Annotated in this window: 16 protein-coding genes and 1 pseudogene; 6 read left to right on the top strand and 11 right to left on the bottom strand. The window is 74.5% G+C overall.

Annotated elements, in window-relative coordinates:
* Positions 1–57 precede the first annotated feature (57 nt).
* A complete protein-coding gene (locus HN031_RS06880; RefSeq protein WP_367650679.1) occupies positions 58–1113 on the bottom strand; it encodes a DNA polymerase IV in 1056 nt (351 codons plus the stop codon).
* Positions 1114–1548: 435 nt separating this feature from the next.
* On the opposite strand from HN031_RS06880, the gene HN031_RS06875 reads away from it, so the two are divergent.
* On the top strand, positions 1549–2256 hold the full coding sequence (locus HN031_RS06875) for an SPFH domain-containing protein (protein ID WP_172268092.1): 708 nt from the start codon (positions 1549–1551) through the stop codon (positions 2254–2256).
* A gap of 186 nt (positions 2257–2442) precedes the next feature.
* Positions 2443–2676, top strand: a complete 234-nt coding sequence (locus HN031_RS06870; RefSeq protein ID WP_172268089.1) for a hypothetical protein — start codon at positions 2443–2445, stop codon at positions 2674–2676.
* Positions 2677–2693: 17 nt separating this feature from the next.
* Here the strand turns inward: HN031_RS06870 and HN031_RS06865 are convergent, their stop codons facing one another.
* Genes HN031_RS06865 through HN031_RS06855 form a run of 3 tightly spaced genes read right to left on the bottom strand, consistent with a single transcriptional unit; the run spans position 2694 to position 5353 of the window.
* Positions 2694–3899 carry a cysteine desulfurase-like protein gene (locus tag HN031_RS06865; RefSeq protein WP_172268086.1) on the bottom strand — a complete coding sequence of 402 codons (1206 nt, stop codon included), beginning with the start codon at positions 3897–3899 and terminating at the stop codon, positions 2694–2696.
* 21 nt (positions 3900–3920) lie between these two features.
* A complete protein-coding gene (locus HN031_RS06860; RefSeq protein ID WP_172268083.1) occupies positions 3921–4868 on the bottom strand; it encodes a succinylglutamate desuccinylase/aspartoacylase family protein in 948 nt (315 codons plus the stop codon).
* Positions 4868–5353, bottom strand: a complete 486-nt coding sequence (locus HN031_RS06855; protein WP_367650678.1) for an ATP-dependent zinc protease — start codon at positions 5351–5353, stop codon at positions 4868–4870. Before HN031_RS06855 ends, HN031_RS06860 begins: the two co-directional genes overlap by 1 nt.
* A gap of 56 nt (positions 5354–5409) precedes the next feature.
* Here HN031_RS06855 and HN031_RS06850 point away from each other — a divergent pair.
* Both HN031_RS06850 and HN031_RS22240 read left to right on the top strand, forming a co-directional pair.
* Positions 5410–6270, top strand: a pseudogene (locus HN031_RS06850) (RimK family alpha-L-glutamate ligase); the annotation flags it as partial.
* 6 nt (positions 6271–6276) lie between these two features.
* Positions 6277–6600, top strand: a complete 324-nt coding sequence (locus HN031_RS22240) for a cation:proton antiporter regulatory subunit (protein WP_367650772.1) — start codon at positions 6277–6279, stop codon at positions 6598–6600.
* Between the two features lie 41 nt (positions 6601–6641).
* Here HN031_RS22240 and HN031_RS06845 read toward each other — a convergent pair whose 3' ends face one another.
* The 6 genes from HN031_RS06845 to HN031_RS06820 are packed head-to-tail and all read right to left on the bottom strand — an operon-like array spanning position 6642 to position 11269.
* Positions 6642–7064, bottom strand: a complete 423-nt coding sequence (locus HN031_RS06845) for a hypothetical protein (RefSeq protein ID WP_172268074.1) — start codon at positions 7062–7064, stop codon at positions 6642–6644.
* Positions 7061–7420, bottom strand: coding sequence for a hypothetical protein (locus HN031_RS06840; RefSeq protein WP_172268071.1), 360 nt, complete (start codon positions 7418–7420; stop codon positions 7061–7063). The genes HN031_RS06845 and HN031_RS06840 overlap by 4 nt, the downstream gene beginning before the upstream one ends.
* Before the next feature lie 31 nt (positions 7421–7451).
* Positions 7452–9707: a cation-translocating P-type ATPase gene (locus HN031_RS06835; protein ID WP_172268068.1), complete on the bottom strand. Its 2256-nt coding sequence runs from the start codon at positions 9705–9707 to the stop codon at positions 7452–7454.
* Positions 9697–10719, bottom strand: coding sequence for a hypothetical protein (locus tag HN031_RS06830; RefSeq protein WP_216652065.1), 1023 nt, complete (start codon positions 10717–10719; stop codon positions 9697–9699). Before HN031_RS06830 ends, HN031_RS06835 begins: the two co-directional genes overlap by 11 nt.
* Entirely contained in the window at positions 10716–10922 is a 207-nt protein-coding gene (locus HN031_RS06825; protein WP_172268065.1) for a heavy-metal-associated domain-containing protein, read from the bottom strand. The genes HN031_RS06830 and HN031_RS06825 overlap by 4 nt, the downstream gene beginning before the upstream one ends.
* Positions 10923–10966: 44 nt before the next feature.
* Positions 10967–11269, bottom strand: a complete 303-nt coding sequence (locus HN031_RS06820; RefSeq protein WP_172268062.1) for a metal-sensitive transcriptional regulator — start codon at positions 11267–11269, stop codon at positions 10967–10969.
* Positions 11270–11468: 199 nt separating this feature from the next.
* Here HN031_RS06820 and HN031_RS06815 point away from each other — a divergent pair, with 199 nt between their 5' ends.
* A complete protein-coding gene (locus HN031_RS06815; RefSeq protein WP_172268059.1) occupies positions 11469–12086 on the top strand; it encodes a response regulator transcription factor in 618 nt (205 codons plus the stop codon).
* 158 nt (positions 12087–12244) lie between these two features.
* Here HN031_RS06815 and HN031_RS06810 read toward each other — a convergent pair whose 3' ends face one another.
* Positions 12245–13042, bottom strand: a complete 798-nt coding sequence (locus HN031_RS06810) for a glycerophosphodiester phosphodiesterase family protein (RefSeq protein ID WP_216652064.1) — start codon at positions 13040–13042, stop codon at positions 12245–12247.
* Between the two features lie 141 nt (positions 13043–13183).
* Here HN031_RS06810 and HN031_RS06805 point away from each other — a divergent pair, with 141 nt between their 5' ends.
* The gene (locus HN031_RS06805) at positions 13184–17068 is read left to right on the top strand and encodes a Pls/PosA family non-ribosomal peptide synthetase (protein WP_367650677.1); all 3885 of its coding nucleotides are present in this window, start codon (positions 13184–13186) and stop codon (positions 17066–17068) included.
* Positions 17069–17086: the final 18 nt, after the last annotated feature.

Here is a 17086-nt window from a genome sequence, read left to right as displayed (position 1 = left end):
CACGGCACCGACTCCCGGGTGGGGTTCCACCCGGGGGTCGGCGCTCGGACCGGTCGCTCAGTAGCCACCCTCGGGCGGCACCATCTCCCCGCGCACGCCGAGCAGCCGCACCGGGCGGCTGTCGTCGAGCGCGAGGTAGAGGTCGTGAGCGGTGCCCGCGATCACCTCGACGTCGTAGGTCGGCTCGGCGAGCTTGCGGATCCGGGTGAAGGTGAAGAACGGCGCGAACCGGACCTTGAGGTGCACCCGCTGCACCGGACGGTCCTCCCTGCGCACGTCGTCGACGACGCGGACGGCGAGCTCGGTGAGCGCGGCACGGACCTCCTCCGACGTGGTGAGGTCGGACTGGTAGGTCGTCTCCCGGCCGTGGGCGCGCGCCACCCACGGGGTGTCGTCGGGACGCGAGCGGCCACCGCCGCGGCCGAGCCGGGCGAGGTGGGGGCCGTTGGTGGGTCCGAACGCCGCCACGAGCGCGTCCTCGTCGGCCCCCGCCAGGTCGGCGACGGTGCGGATCCCGAGCACCCCCAGCCGTCCGCCGATCTTGGTGCCGACACCCCACAGCGCGGTCGTCGGGCGCTCGCCCATGACCTCCATCCAGTTGTCGCGGGTGAGCTGGAAGGTGCCCTGGGGCTTGCCGAAGTCGGTCGCGATCTTGGCCCGCACGAGGGTGTCGCCGATGCCGACCGAGCAGTGCAGGCTCGTCGCCTCCAGGACCGCCGCCTGGATGCCGCGCGCCGTCGCGACCGGGTCGTCGGTCTCGACGCCGACGAACGCCTCGTCCCACCCCAGCACCTCCACCACGGCGCCGGGCCAGTCCTTGAGCGTCTGCATCACGCGCGCGGACGCCTCCTCGTAGACCGGGAAGTCGACGGGGAGGAAGACCGCCTCGGGGCAGCGCCGCTGGGCCAGCTTGAGCGCCAGCCCGCTGCGTACGCCGTGGGCGCGCGCCTCGTAGGACGCGGTGGACACCACGGCCCGCTCGGTGGGGTCGCCGCGCCCGCCGACCACCACCGGCAGGCCCACCAGCTCGGGTCGGCGCAGCAGCTCGACGGCGACGAGGAACTGGTCCATGTCGACATGGAGCACCCAGGGCCGGCGCGCGGGCTGACTCACCCGGCCATTGTGGCCGAGCCCACCGACAGGCCCACCGACATGCCCACCGACATGCCCACCGACATGCCCACCGACACCGGGGCCCACCCGAGCAGCGCCCGGAAAATCGGGTGCGCCGCCGGTGACCGGGCACCTAGAGTCGCTCACGGCGAGATCAGCGGCAGGGCCGGAGTTCCGGGCCCTGTCCCGCGCGTCGTACCTCGCCACCTGCCCCCGGGCACTGGTATCGGAGCTGTTCACTCCTGTGAGTTCGACTCTCACCCTCCTGCAGGTGGTGGCCGGTGACGACGCTCAGCGCCGAGCCCTGAGGCGGCCCCGGTCAGCACGACGGGTCCGGTCCCCGCTCGCCGCTGTGGTCGCCGGCCACCATCCCGGGGCTGCTCCACCGCCCCACCCGTCCTGTCCACCGACCGCGCTCCGCGAAGGAGGTTCGCCATGTCACTCGTCCCCACATCCCTCGAGCACCTGCTCCTGCCCACCCACACGGTCCAGCCGTGGGAGGTCGCCCTCGTCCGCCGCGACGGCGAGCCCACCGTGGTGCTGCGTCCCGGCCGGCACGTCGTACGCCGCCGGGCGGAGCTCCAGGTCGTCGACCTCCGTGAGCGCATCGACCTCGTGCCGGTGCAGGAGGTGCTGACCGCCGACGGCGTGTCGGCCAAGGTCTCGGCCGTCTTCCGCTGGACGGTGGCCGACCCGATCGCCCACACCGAGCGCGTCCGCGACCCGGTGGGTGCGGTCTACCTCGCCGTGCAGCTCGGCCTCCGCGACGTGCTCGCGGGCCAGGACGCCGAGTCGCTGGTGCGCTCGCCGCGGACCCGGCTGGCCGACGGCGTGCGCGACCGGGCGACCGTCACCGCCGCCGAGGTCGGCATCCGGCTCGTCGACGTCGTCGTCAAGGACGTCGTGCTGCCGGCCGACCTGCGGGCTGCCTATGCCGAGCTGGTCGTCGGCCGGCACCGCGCCCAGGCCCAGCTCGAGGCGGCGCGCGCCGAGACCGCGGCCCTGCGGTCGCTGGCCAACGGCGCCAAGCTGCTCGACGACCACCCGTCGCTCGCGCAGCTGCGGCTGGTCCAGGCGCTGCCGCCCGGCTCGCGCGTCGAGCTGGTGCAGCCCGGCCGCGCCGCCGACCGGTCCGCCGACTGAGCGGTGAGTGAGGCAGGTTCCGAGGTCGTGGAACCTGTCCCACTCACCGCCGCCGCGCGGTCCGCCGACTGAGCGGTGAGTGAGGCAGGTTCCGACGTCGTGGAACCTGTCCCACTCACCGCGCCCGCGCGCCCACACCTCTGCGGGCGGGCCGGGGCGGTACGCCGGCGGCGTACGGTCGGAGGCATGAGCAGCGACGACCGGACCGAGCCCGACCCCTACGCGCCGCACCCCGAGGTGTCGGCCTTCCCCGGCGCCGGTGAGCGGGTCAGCGACGAGGAGCGGCAGGCGGCCCTCGACGCCGAGCCCGCCGGCAACGCCACCGTCGGCGACATGGTCGACACCGACGGCGTCGACTCCCGCGCGCACGAGCAGGGCCCCGGCGCCGAGGAGGTCGCGGAGCAGGTCCGCGGGGACTGACGGGCCAGGGACTCGCGTCAGGACTGGAGGAAGGCCGCCAGCCCGTCCAGCAGCCGGTCGACGTCGGTGTCGTCGTTGTAGGCCGAGAGCCCGATGCGCAGCCCGGAGTCGACGGGCAGCCGCAGCGCGCGGAACGTCTCGTGGGCGTAGAAGGTGCCGGCCGGCACCAGCACGTCGCGCTCGGCGAGGAAGGCGTACGCGTCGGCGGGCGAGCGGTCGTGCAGGGTGAGGAACAGCGTCGAGGTGCGGTCCGCCGCGCGGGAGTGCAGCGTCAGCTGGTCGGCGAACGGGGCGAGCCCCTCCTCGATGCGCAGCCGCAGGCCGAGCTCGTGCCGCTGCACCTCGGCGAACGCGGCGACCAGCCGCTCCCGGCGGGTGCCGCCCGAGGGCGCCAGGCCGGCGATCAGGTCGACGGCCGCCGTCGTGCCGGCTAGGAGCTCGTAGGGCAGCGTGCCGAGCTCGAAGCGCTCCGGCACCACGTCGGTCGAGGGCACCAGCTTGTCGGGCCAGAGCGTCTCGAGCAGGGCCGGGTCGGCGACGAGGGCGCCGCAGTGGGGGCCGAAGAACTTGTAGGGCGAGCACACCAGCAGGTCCGCGCCCAGCGCGGCGATGTCCGGCGCGGCGTGGGCGGCGTGGTGCACCGCGTCGACGTGGACGAGCGCTCCTACCTCGTGCGCCCGGCGGGCGACGGTCGCGACGGCCGGCCGCGTGCCGAGCAGGTTGGACGCGGCGGTGAGCGCGACGAGGCGGGTGCGCCCGGTGACGACCTCGCCGAGGTCGGACAGGTCCAGGTCGGCGGTGGCCGGGTCGAGGCGGAGCCAGCGCACGGCGACGCCCGCCCGCTCGGCGGCCTGGATCCACGGGCGCACGTTGGAGTCGTGGTCGAGCTCGCAGACGACGACCTCGTCGCCGGGCGACCAGCCCTTCGCGAGCGTGCGGGAGAAGTCGTACGTCAGCGCGGTGGCGCTGCGGCCGTGCACCACTCCCTCGGGCACGCCACCGACGAGGTCGGCCACGGCCGAGCGGAACCCGGCGACCGTCGCCTCCGCGTTGCGCTGGCTCACGGTCGCGGCGCCCCGCTGCGACAGCGGTCCGGTCAGCGTGTGGGCGATCGCCTCGCCCACCACGGCGGGCGTCTGGGTGCCGCCCGGGTTGTCGAAGTGCGCGATGCCGGAGGCCAGGGAGGGGAAGCCGGCGCGGAAGCCGGCCACGTCGAAGGACATGGGCCGCACTCAACCAGACGCTCAGCCGGCGATGTGCACCACGGCGTCGCCGGAGTTCACGAGCGGCGCCTCGGTGCGGCCGATCACGATGCCGTCGCGGTTGGCGTAGACCGCGCGCAGGGTCTTGCCGAACGAGTCGAACAGCGTGCCGAGCCGCTCGCCGTCGCTGACCTTCTGCCCGAGCGCGACGTCGAGGTGCAGGATGCCGGTGCGGCGCGCCCGCACCCACCCGCTCGCGCGGCACTCGAGGCTCGGCTCGGGCACCGGCTCGTCGACGGGCTCGGTCATGCCGAGCGCGGCCAGCACGCGTCGTACGCCGACCACGCCGGCGTCGACGGCATAGGCGTCGAAGCGCAACGGCTCGCCGGCCTCGTAGAGCAGCACCTTGGCTCCGTGCTCGCCCGCGGCGTGGCGCAGCGACCCGTCGCGGATCCGGGCGTGCAGCATCACCGGGGCGCCGAAGGCCTGGGCCAGCTCGCGGGTGCGCGCGTCGTCGAGGTCGGCGCGGACCTGCGGCAGGTTGCTGCGGCGGTCCGAGCCGGTGTGCAGGTCGATCCCGACCTCGCACCCGGCGACGATCTCGCGCATGAACAGGTGCGCGATCCGCCCGGCGAGGGAGCCGCGCGCCGAGCCGGGGAAGGAGCGGTTGAGGTCGCGGCGGTCGGGGAGGTAGCGGTCGCCGTTCATGAAGCCGAGGACGTTGACGATGGGCACCGCGACCAGCGTGCCGCGGAACGTCTTGGGGTCGAGGCCCGCCATCACCTGCCGGACGATCTCGATGCCGGCCACCTCGTCGCCGTGGATGGCGGCGTCGATCCAGATCCGCGGCCCGTCCTCGCGGCCGTGGACCACGCGCACCGGCAGCGTCACGTCGGCGCCGGTGACCAGCCGGGTGATCGGCAGCTCCAGCGCCCGCGCGGTGCCCGACCGGATCCGGACGCCGCCGATCGCGAAGGACTCGCGCGCCACTACTTCCCCCAGTTCTTGCGACGTACGGCGCGCCTGGGCCTGCCGCCGGCGTAGGACAGCGACGCGTCGACGAGGAACCCCCGCTCGAGGGCCTCGCGACCGATCAGCATCCGGAAGCCCATCTCGTCGCGGTTGCTGAGCGTCATCACGGTGGTGAGGGGACGACCGGCGAGGACCACGTCCATGGCGACGGCGTACCTCTGCTCGACCTGGCCGTTGCTGGACCGGACCTCGCGGCGGTCGAGCACCGGCACGGTGAGCTCGGTGCGGTCCTCGTCGGAGCGCTGCCAGGGGTGGATGGAGAACCGGACCCACTCGCGTCCGTCGGCCTCGAACGCCTCGAGGTCGAAGGCGTGGATCGAGGAGGAGCGGGCGCCGGTGTCGATCTTGGCCTTCACCCACGGGAGGTCGGCCTGCGGCAGGCCCACCCACTCGCGCCAGCCGACGACGACCCGGTCCGGGTCGGGTGGGGCGGGGGAGGACACGAGCACCATCTTGTCAGGTGGTCCGGCCGCGTCGGCGGCGTGCTTTCATGTGCCGCGTGAAGCTCGCCATCCTCTCCCGCGCGCCGCGCTCCTACAGCACCCAGCGCCTCCGGACGGCCGCCGTCGAGCGCGGACACGACGTCAAGGTGCTCAACACGCTGCGCTTCGGCATCGACCTCTCGGGCGAGGACCCCGACCTGCTGTTCCGCGGCAAGCAGCTCTCGACGTACGACGCCGTGCTGCCGCGCATCGGCAACTCGATCACCTACTTCGGCACCGCCGTCGTGCGCCAGTTCGAGCAGATGGACGTCTACACGCCCAACACCAGCTACGGCATCGCCAACAGCCGCGACAAGCTGCGCGCGACGCAGATCCTCTCGCGCCACCAGATCCCGATGCCGGCCACGACCTTCGTGCGCGACCGCGCCGACGTGATCCCGGCGATCGAGCGGGTCGGCGGTGCGCCGGTCGTGATCAAGCTGCTCGAGGGCACCCAGGGCATCGGCGTCATCCTCGCGCCGACGATCAAGGTCGCCGAGGCGATCATCGAGACGCTGCAGAGCACCCGGCAGAACGTGCTGATCCAGCGCTTCGTCAAGGAGAGCAAGGGCCGCGACATCCGCGCCCTCGTGGTCGGCGACCGCGTGGTGGCGGCGATGCGGCGGGTGGCGCAGGGCGACGAGTTCCGCTCCAACGTGCACCGCGGCGGCAGCGTCGAGCCGGTCGAGCTCGACGAGGAGTTCGAGCGCGTGGCCGTGCGGTCGGCGCAGATCATGGGCCTGCGGGTGGCCGGCGTCGACATGCTCGAGGGCCGGAACGGGCCGCAGGTGATGGAGGTCAACTCCTCCCCCGGCCTGGAGGGGATCGAGTCGGCGACCAAGCTCGACGTCGCCGGCGCGATCATCGACTACATCGACAACCAGGTGGCGTTCCCCGACATCGACGTGCGCCAGCGGCTGACCGTCTCCACCGGCTACGGCGTCGCCGAGATCGGGGTGCACGCCGGCTCCGACATGGTCGGCAAGAAGCTCGGCGACTCCGGGCTCGACGAGCGCGACATCACCGTGCTGACGCTGCACCGCGGCCACCAGGTCATCCCCAACCCGCGCAACAAGACCGTGCTCGAGGCGGAGGACCGGCTGCTGTGCTTCGGCAAGCTGGAGGAGATGCGCTCGATGATCCCCGACCGCAAGCAGAAGCGGGTCAAGCGGCTGATGAAGAAGCACCTGCCGCCGGAGAACCAGTAGCGGGTCGGGTGCGGTCGGGTGCGACGGGCCCGCGTCGGGGACTACGTCGAGCGCGCTCGACCGGTGTGCCAGAGCCAGGCGATGCCGGCGAAGGGAAGCAGCAGCGGCAGCCAGCCGTAGCCGGCGCCGTACGACGACCACACGGTCGCGTCGGGGAACAGCTCCGGGTCGAGGACGGTGAGCGTGCCCACCGTGAGCACGCCGACCAGCTCGAAGCCGACCGCGGCCCAGGCCAGCCGGCGCGGGTCGGGGCCGACCTCGGCCAGGCCGAGGGTCGCGGCGACGTAGACCAGCGCCGCCAGGGCGGAGAGCCCGTAGGCCACAGGCGCCTGGTCGGCCTTGGTGAGCAGCTGGACGAGCGAGCGGGCGGTCGCGGCGAGCGCGAACACGCCGTAGACCGCGACGAGCACCCGACCCGCCCCGGTGCTGGTCCCGGTGCCGGCCGAGCGGCGGTCCCCGCTCACGAGGGCCACACCTGGAGCGCGCGCAGCACCACGAAGGCCTGCGTCAGGCCGGCGACCAGCAGGACGGCGGTCGCGCCACGACTCCGCTCGGCGAGCGACCAGACGAAGCCGATCGGCAGCAGCACCAGCCCGGCGACGAGGTAGCCGAAGAAGGTGACGGCCGACCCGCCCGCGAGGTCGACGTCGCCGACCTGGAACGCCGCGACCACCAGCAGCACGAGCGTGCCCGCCTCGATCAGGCCGGCGAAGCCGAGCAGTCCCCAGTCGGGCGTGCGGTCGAGCGCGACGTAGCCGAGCACCACCGCCGCGAAGACGAGCGAGGCGATGATCAGGGCGAGGGGGAGCGGTCCGTCCACGAGGGTGGATTCTCGCAGAGCCCCGCGCGGCTCAGCCGACCGACGAGCGGAAGCCCCGCAGCCGCAGGCTGTTGGTGACGACGAAGACGCTCGAGAACGCCATCGCCGCGCCGGCGAGCATCGGGTTGAGCAGCCCGGCCGCGGCGAGGGGCAGGGCCGCGACGTTGTAGGCGAAGGCCCAGAACAGGTTGCCCTTGATCGTGCCGAGCGTGCGCCGCGCGAGCCGGATGGCGTCGACGGCGACGAGGAGGTCGCCGCGCACGAGCGTGAGGTCGCTGGCCTCGATGGCGACGTCGGTGCCCGTGCCCATCGCGAGGCCGAGGTCGGCCTGGGCCAGCGCCGCGGCGTCGTTGACGCCGTCACCGACCATCGCCACGACCTTGCCGGCCGCCTGGAGCCGCTGCACCTCGGCGACCTTGTCGGCCGGCAGCACGTCGGCGACCACCGTCTCGATGCCGACCTGGTCGGCGACGTGGCGGGCGGCCGCCTCGTTGTCGCCGGTCAGCAGGACCGGGGTGAGTCCCAGGCCGCGGAGCTCGGCGACCGCACGGGCCGAGGTCGGCTTGACGGTGTCGCCGACGACGATGACGCCGCGGGCCGCACCGTCCCAGCCGACGGCGACCGGCGTGAGGCCCTCGCCCTGCGCGCGGTCGACGGCCGCACGCAGCTCGGGCGCGAGGTGCTGCGCCCACTCCGCGAGGAGCCGCGGGCGTCCCACGAGCACCGCGTGGCCGTCCACCATGCCCTGCACGCCGAGGCCCTCGCGGTTGGCGAAGTCCTCGACCGCGGGCAGCCCGTCCGAGGACCAGTCGGCGGCGATGGCCCGGCCGATGGGGTGCTCGGACGCCGACTCGAGGGCGGCGGCGAGGCGGCGTACGTCGTCGACGGACCCGCCGTCGGCGGCCACGACCTCGTGGACGGTCATCTCGCCGGTGGTCACCGTGCCGGTCTTGTCGAGCACGATGGTGTCGACCCGGCGCGTGGACTCGAGGACCTCCGGACCCTTGATGAGGATGCCGAGCTGGGCGCCCCGGCCGGTGCCGACCATGAGCGCGGTCGGCGTGGCCAGGCCCAGCGCGCACGGGCAGGCGATGATCAGCACCGCGACGGCCGCGGTGAAGGCCGCGGTCGTGCCGCCGCCGGCGCCCAGCCAGAAGCCGAGCGTCGCCACGGCGAGGCCGATCACGATCGGCACGAAGACGCCCGAGACCCGGTCGGCGAGGCGCTGGACCTCGGCCTTGCCGTTCTGCGCGTCCTCGACGAGCCGCGCCATCTGGGCGAGCTGGGTGTCGGCGCCCACGCGGGTCGCCCGCACGAGCAGGCGGCCGCCGGCGTTGACCGTCGCGCCGACCACCGCGTCACCGGGACGCACCTCGACCGGCACGGACTCGCCGGTGAGCATGGAGGCGTCGACCGCCGAGGTGCCCTCGACGACCTCGCCGTCGGTGGCGACCTTCTCGCCCGGTCGGACCACGAACACGTCACCGACGGCCAGCTGGTCGACCGGCACCCGCACCTCGCGGCGGGCGCCGGAGGCGTCGTCGCGCAGCACGGCGACGTCGCGGGCGCCCAGCTCGAGGAGCGCGCGCAGCGCCGCCCCCGACCGGCGCTTGGAGCGGTGCTCCAGCCAGCGCCCCGCCAGCAGGAACGTCGTCACCCCGGCGGCGGCCTCGAGGTAGATGTTGCCCGCCCCGTCGGTGCGGTCGACGGAGATCCGGAACGGGTGGGTCATGCCGGGCTCGCCGGCGGTGCCGAGGAAGAGCGCCCACAGCGACCAGCCGAACGCGGCCAGCACGCCGACCGAGACCAGGGTGTCCATCGTGGTGGCGCCGTGGCGCAGGTTGGTCCACGCGGCGCGGTGGAACGGCAGCGCGCCCCACACCACGACCGGCGCGGCCAGCGCGAGCGAGGCCCACTGCCAGTAGGTGAACTGCCAGTCGGGCACCATCGCCATCGCGACGACGGGGACGGTGAGTGCGGTGCTGACGAGCAGGCGCTGCAGGAGCGGGTCGCGCTCCGGCCCCGCCTCGGTGGTGTCGGTGGCACCCGGCGGCGTCGGCAGGGCGGCGGCGTAGCCGGCGGCCTCCACGGTGGCGAGCAGGTCGTCGGTGGACACCGTTACGGGGTAGGTGACCTTGGCCTTCTCGGTGGCGTAGTTGACCGAGGCCGTGACGCCGTCGAGCTTGTTGAGCTTGCGCTCGATGCGGTTGGCGCACGAGGCGCAGGTCATCCCGGTGATCGCCAGCTCGACGTCGCTGACGGGTCCGGTGGCGGCGTCAGTGGTCATGGCTCTCTCCCTCTTCGCCCTGCTCGTGCGCGTCGTCGCCGGCCCCGTCGGTCGAGTCGCCGCCCGGCACCCCGCCCGCGTCCACCGTGAAGGCGGCCGTGTGCACGGCACCGCGGTGGCGGAAGTCGAGGAACAGGCGATAGGTCCCGTGCGTCGGGAACGCCGTCGCGAACTCGATGCCCGGCCCCGGCTCGCCCGCCTCGGGGTGGACGTGGAGGTAGCCCAGGTCGCCGGCCCGCAGCGCCACCAGGTGCCCGAAGGCGCCGAGGTAGGGCTGGAGGTCGGTCACCGGCTCGCCGTCGAGCTCGACGCGCGTGGTGAGCGTCGTCGCGGAGCCCGGCGCGGTGTCGCCCTCGAGGGTGACCGCGTAGGTGCCCGCCTCGGTGCGGACCCGCGCGGTGCGGTCGTCGGTGGGCATCGGCGTCGGCGCGAAGTCGCCGGCGACGGCCACGTCGTCGGCCAGGGTGAGGCCGTCCCAGCCTGCGGGCGTGAAGTCGGCGACCACCCGCCACACCCCCGGCGTCAGCCGCACGTCCACCGACCACGTGCCCGTCGCCCGGTCGAGCCGCGGGTGCACGTGCTGGAAGCCGGTCAGGTCGCGGCGTACGACGATGAGGTGCAGGTCCTTCTCGTGCTCGCGCGTGTAGTCCAGCAGCGGGCGCCTGCTGCTGGTCAGCACCCGGAAGTCGAGGCGCGTACGACCCGCGCGCACCTCGCGGTCGGCGAGGGCGAGCGTGAAGCCGTCGGCGCGGGCGGTCAGGCCGGTGGCGTCGGCCACCGCCTCGGTCGCGTCGTGGGCACCGTGGCCCGCGTCCTCGCCGCCCGCCTCGCCGCTGGCCTCGCCGCTGGTCTCGTCGCCGGTCTTGTCGTCGTGTCCGCCGGTCCCGCCCTCGTGGGCGACCGGCGCCGGCGCTGCCTCGATCGGGCCGACCAGGCGGCCTCCGCCCCAGGCGAGCGCGAAGGCCGCTGCCAGGGCGGTGACGAAGGCGGCGACGCGCGTCGGTGTGCTCATGCCACGGCGTAGCCGGCCTCCTCGACGGCGGCGCGGACGGCCGAGTCGTCGAGGGGCGCGGTGCTGGTGACGGTGACGGCTCCGGTGTCGAGGACGACGGCGACGTCCTCGACGCCGTCGATCTCGGAGATCTCCTCGGTGACCGACGCGGCGCAGTGGCCGCAGGTCATGCCGGTGACGGTCCAGGTCTGGGTCTCGCTCATGGGGTGCTCCTCTGCTGGTCGGGGTGGCTGGTCCGGGTGGGTGGTCATGACCTCACGAGGCGGGCGATCGCCTCGGAGGCCTCCTTGAGCTTGAGCTCCTGCTCCTCCCCGCCCTGGCGGGCGGCGTCCACGAGGCAGTGCGCCATGTGGTCGTCGAGCAGCGAGAGGGCCAGCGCCTGCAGCGCCTTGGTGGCCGCGGAGACCTGGGTGAGGATGTCGATGCAGTACTTCTCGTCCTCGACCATCCGCTGGATGCCGCGGACCTGGCCCTCGATGCGGCGCAGCCGCTTGAGGTGGGCCTGGACGGCGTCGGTGTTGCCCTCGAGGTGTCCGTGCATGTCGCTCATGCTCGAAACCATACCCCCAGGGGGTATCGAGGACAAGGCCACCCCCACCCCGGGGGGTGGTATTTCGGCCCTGTTTTGCGCTCACGGGAGCGTGGAGGTCGCCCCGGCGTCTCCGCGGAGTCCTACAGTGACGATGACGGTCCTGGGGGGGCGTCTGGGGACATGCGAATGCGGTCCCCTGTGACTGTGAGGACCCTCCATGATCATCCGTGTAGCCCTTCTCGGGGCCGACGAGCTCGTACGACGTGGCCTCGAGGGCATGCTCAGCACGCTGGGGGGCTTCGAGCTCTGCAGCGTCAAGGACCGTGAGGCGCGTCCCATCGACGTGGCCCTGGTCGAGACCTACGGCGCGTCGACCGACGCATCCACCGTGGCCCGCGCGGTCGCGGACCCCTACATCCGCCGCGTCGCGGTCTTCACCTGGAACCACCACCCCGGCCTGGTCAACGAGGTCGTCCGCAGCGGCGTCTCCGGCTACCTCGCGAAGAGCCTGACCGCCCCGCAGCTGGGCCGCGCGCTCCGCGCCATCCACGACGGCGAGCTGGTCGTCGCGCCGGCGCACCTCGGCCGGCGCGAGCAGGACATCGCCTCGCTCAACGACGTCGACCACCTCACCACCCGCGAGCGCGAGACTCTCGCGCTCATCGCGACGGGTCGGAGCAACGACGAGATCGCGCAGGAGATGCGCATCTCGCTCAACTCGGTGAAGTCCTACATCCGCAGCGCCTACCGCAAGACCGGGGTGCAGAGCCGCAGCCAGGCCGTCCTCTGGGCCGTCTCGCACGGGCTCAACGCGCAGGTGCTCGAGCGGGTCTGAGGTCCGCGCCGCTCACGGAGCGGTCGGTGGTCGTCCGGGCGGGGGCCCGGCGGCCACCGCGGCGGGGGCGGCGGCGGGGCGCCGGGGGGGGGGTGGTGGCCCGCCGCCCCGGCTGGTGGGGGGGTGGGGGGGGGGGGGGGCCCCCCCCCCCCCACCGCTCAGGGGACGACGTCGGCGCGCAGCTGCGGCAGCGGCGTCCACTCGCCCCGGGCGATGAGCACCTCGCGCAGCACGTCGGGCCGGTCGGTGATGATCCCGTCGACCCCCATGTCGAGGAGTCCCCGCATGGTGGCCGGGTCGTCGACGGTCCACACGACCACGCGGATGCCGAGCTCGTGGGCCCGGGCGATCACCCGCTCGGAGTGGATCGGCATCCGGCCCAGCCGCAGCGGCACGTGCGCGAAGGCGGCGCCCGTGCCGGGACGCAGGCCGGGAGGACGTACGCCGCCGCGCGAGCACGCGATGAGGGTCGTGAGCGAGCGCCAGCCGAGGGCCGTCGTCACGCCGGGGGCCTCGTCCTGGAGGCGGCGCAGCCAGCGGCTCCAGGCGCCGGCCACGAGGATCCGCTCCGCCCACCCCGGGTGGGCGTGGAGCAGCCGCGCCATCGCGCCGATCGACGCCTCGTCCTTGAGGTCGATGGCGAACCGCGCCCGCGGGAACGTCGCCATCGCCTCGGTCAGCGTCGGGATCTGGTCGGTGCCGTCGACGCGGAGCCGCCGCAGGTCGGCGAGGTCGAGGTCGGCGACTCGGCCGGGGTGCCCGGTGACCCGGCGCAGGCTCGCGTCGTGGAAGCAGACGACGTGGCCGTCGCGCGTGGTGTGCACGTCGGTCTCGAGGTAGGTCAGGCCCAGCGCGGTGGCGCGCGCGAAGGCGGCCAGGGTGTTCTCGGGGGCGAGCGCCATGCCACCGCGGTGCGCGATGGCGAGCGGGCCGGTGTGGTCGCCGTAGCTGGTCACGACCTCAGCATGAGGTGGCGCCTTCGCCCTGTCGCGCGGGAAGTGCCCGGCCGAGCGAGTGTTCACCGAGCCTTCGTCGCCCGGTCCGGGTGCCGACCGCCCGTTCACCTGCTGGTCGCTCGGGTGCCCCACACTCCCGCCGTGCCGCACCCCCTCCTTCCTCCCCTCCTGGCCGGCGACCGGGCGCCGGCGCCCCGCACCCTCGTCGAGGTGGTCCGGGAGGTGGCGGCCCACTGGCCCGACGAGCCGGCGGTCGACAGCGGCGTGGCCGTGCTGACGTACGCCGAGCTGGTCGAGGCGGCCGACGCGCTCGCCGACGAGCTGGCCGGGCTCGGCGCCGGGCCGGGCGCGAAGGTGGCGGTGCGGGTGCGGTCGGGGACGACCGACCTCTACGTCGCGGTGCTCGGGGTGCTGTGGTCGGGCGCGGCCTACGTCCCGATCGACGCGGACGACCCCGACGAGCGCGCGCGGGTCGTCATCGCCGAGTCCGGTGCGGTCGCGGTGGTCGGCAACGACCTGGCGCTCACCCCGACCGGCGAGCGGCCTGCCCGGGAGCGCCGGGACCCGACGCCGCAGGACGACGCATGGGTCATCTTCACCTCCGGCTCCACCGGCACGCCGAAGGGCGTGGCGGTCACCCACCGCAGCGCGGCGGCGTTCGTCGACGCCGAGGCGCGGCTCTTCCTGCAGGACGCCCCGATCGGCCCGGGCGACCGGGTGATGGCCGGGCTCAGCGTCGCCTTCGACGCCAGCTGCGAGGAGATGTGGCTGGCGTGGGCCTACGGCGCCTGCCTGGTCCCGGCCCCGCGGTCGCTGGTGCGCTCCGGCGTCGACGTGGGCCCCTGGCTGGTCGCCAACGACATCACCGTCGTCTCGACGGTGCCGACGCTCGTCTCCCTGTGGCCGGCGTCCTCCCTGGCCCGGGTGCGGCTGCTCATCATGGGCGGGGAGGCGTGCCCGCCCGAGCTCGCGGCGCGGCTGCAGGAGCCGGGCCGGGAGGTGTGGAACACCTACGGACCCACCGAGGCCACGGTCGTGGCCTGCGCCGCGCTGCTCGACGGCTCGGACCCCGTCCGGATCGGGCTGCCGCTGGCCGGGTGGGACCTCGCCGTCGTCGACGCCCACGGGGACCCCGTCGCCGAGGGGGAGTCCGGCGAGCTGATCATCGGCGGCGTCGGGCTGGCGCGCTACCTCGACGCCGAGAAGGACGCGCAGGCCTACGCGCCGATGCCGTCGCTCGGCTGGGACCGCGCCTACCGCTCCGGCGACGTGGTCCGCAACGACCCGCACGGGCTGGTCTTCGGCGGCCGCGCCGACGACCAGGTCAAGGTCGGCGGCCGCCGCATCGAGCTCGGCGAGCTGGACGACCAGCTGCTGCGGCTGCCGGGCGTCGTGTCCGCCGCTGCGGCCGTGCGCGCGACCCGGTCCGGCAACAAGCTCCTCATCGGCTACCTCACCGTCGACGAGTCGTACGACGCCGGCGCGGCCGCGGACCTGCTCCGCGAGCGGCTGCCCGCGGCGCTGGTCCCCCGGCTCGCGGTCGTGGACGACATGCCCACCCGTACCAGCGGCAAGGTCGACCGCGACGCCCTGCCGTGGCCGCTGCCGGGGGCCGCGAGCTCCGGGGGCTCCGGAGGTGGCGGCGCCGGCGGCTCGACCGACGGCGGGCTCGACCCGACGCAGGCCTGGCTCGCCCAGATCTGGTCCGACGTGCTCGGCGCCGAGGTGGCGGGTCCGCAGGACGACTTCTTCGCCTACGGTGGCGGCTCCCTGACGGCCGCGCAGGTGGTCAGCCGGATCCGGGAGCAGTATCCCGAGGTCGTCGTCGGCGACGTCTACGAGCACCCGACGATCGGCGGGCTCGCCGCGGCCCTGCCGCGGACCTCGACGGGTGCGACGCAGACCGACCGCGACGTGGTGCCGCTGCGGCGCAAGACGCAGGTCGGCCAGCTGCTGGCGTTCCTGCCCCTGCGCGCCCTCGCGGGGATGCGGTGGCTGACCTGGCTGATGCTCGGCAGCACCCTGGCGCACGGCGTGCTCGACCTGGCCTGGCTGCCGACGTACCCGGCGTGGGCCCTGGTCGTCCTCGGGTGGTTCTTCCTGGTCCCGCCGGGGCGGATGACCCTGGCCGCTCTCCTGGCCCGCGGGGTCCTGCGCGGCGTGACGGCGGGCGAGCACCCCCGCGGCGGCAAGGTGCACCTCCGCATCTGGCTCGCCGAGCGGATCCAGGACGAGCTCGCGGCCACGTCGCTGGCCGGCGCCCCGTGGTTCCCCGCCTACGCGCGGCTGCTCGGCAACCGGGTCGGCGCGGGCGTCGACCTGCACACCCTGCCCAGCGTCACCGGCCTCCTCACCGTCGGCGACGGTGCCGCGATCGAGCCGGAGGTCGACCTCGCCGGGCACTGGATCGACGGGGACGTGCTGCACGTCGGTCCCGTCACGGTGCGGGCCCGTGCCCGGGTTGGCGCGCGGTGCACCCTCGCCCCGGGGGCGGTGGTCGGCAAGGACGCCGAGGTCGCGCCCGGGTCCTATGTCGACGGGGTCGTGCCGGCCGGCGAGTACTGGTCCGGCGCGCCCGCGGAGCGCCAGTCCGACCGCGCGCGCGGGCCGTGGACGGGCGAGGCCTCCAGCGGCGACGGCGTGTGGCTCGGGGCGTACGGCGCCCTCGCCTGGCTCATCGCGGCGCTGCCCGCCGTGGCGATCGCCTGCGGGGCCCTGGTGCTGCTGCCGGCCGTCCGCGACGCCGGGTCGTTGGGCGACGCGGTCGCCTCCGGCTGGCCCTGGCTGCCCGCGGCGACCCTGGTCGGCTACGCCGTCCTCGCGCTGCTGGTGCTCGTGCTGGTCAGGGCCCTCGGGGCCGGCATGCAGGAGGGCCACGTGCCGGTCCGGTCGGGCACGGGCGTGCGGATCTGGGGGACGCTGCGGGTGCTCGACGAGGCGCGGACCTGGCTGTTCCCGCTCTACTCCAGCGCCCTCACCCCGTCGTGGCTGAGGCTGCTGGGCGCGCGCGTCGGGACCGGGGTCGAGGCCTCGACCGTGCTGCTGATCCCGCGGTTCACCACCATCGGCGACCACGCGTTCCTCGCCGACGACACCCTCGTCGGCTCCTACGAGCTCGGCGGCGGCTGGATGCGCGTGGCGCACGTCAAGATCGGCAAGCGCGCCTTCGTCGGCAACTCCGGCATGGCGGCGCCCGGCCGCAAGGTGCCCAAGGAGTCGCTGGTCGCGGTGCTCTCCGCCGCCCCGTCCCGCGGCGAGGCCAGGGCGCGGTCGTCGTGGGTCGGCAGCCCGCCGACGCGCCTGCGCCGGGCCGCGGCAGGCGGTGACGACTCCCGCACCTATGACCCGCCCACGGGCCTGCGCGTCGCGCGGGGTGCGGTCGAGCTGATGCGGGTGGTGCCGATGCTCGTGCTGGCGTTCCTCGTCGTCGGGGTCGCGGTCTCTCTCGGGTGGTTGCTGCAGCAGGGGCTGTGGCCTGCCGTCCTGCTCGCCGGGCCGGTGCTCCTGCTCGCCGGCGTCGTGGCGGCCGCCGTCGCGACCCTCGCCAAGTGGGTGCTGGTCGGGCGTCACGCGGTGGGGGACCACCCGCTGTGGTCGTCGTTCGTGTGGCGCAACGAGCTGGCCGACACCTTCACCGAGGTCGTCGCGGCACCGTGGTTCGCCGCCCCCGCGCAGGGGACCGTGGCGCTCAACGTCTGGCTCCGGTCGATGGGGGCGCGGATCGGTCGCGGCGTGTGGGTCGACAGCTACTGGCTGCCCGAGACCGACCTCGTCCGGCTCGACGACGGGGCGACGGTCAACCGCGGCTGCGTGGTGCAGACCCACCTCTTCCACGACCGGGTGCTGAGCATGGACGAGGTGGTGCTGCGGGCCGGCGCGACGCTCGGTCCCAACAGCGTGATCCTGCCGGCGGCGTCGATCGGCAAGCACACCACGGTCGGCCCGGTCTCCCTGGTCATGCGGGGCGAGGCGGTCCCGGCGCGCACGTGCTGGATCGGCAACCCCATCGGCCCGTGGGAGGTGTGAGGTGAGCGACGACTATCC

Origin of the sequence: Nocardioides sp. zg-1308, from assembly GCF_013155375.1 — a bacterium.
Classification (GTDB): Bacteria; Actinomycetota; Actinomycetes; order Propionibacteriales; family Nocardioidaceae; genus Nocardioides; species Nocardioides renjunii.
This window is presented reverse-complemented; position numbering and strand designations above follow the sequence as displayed.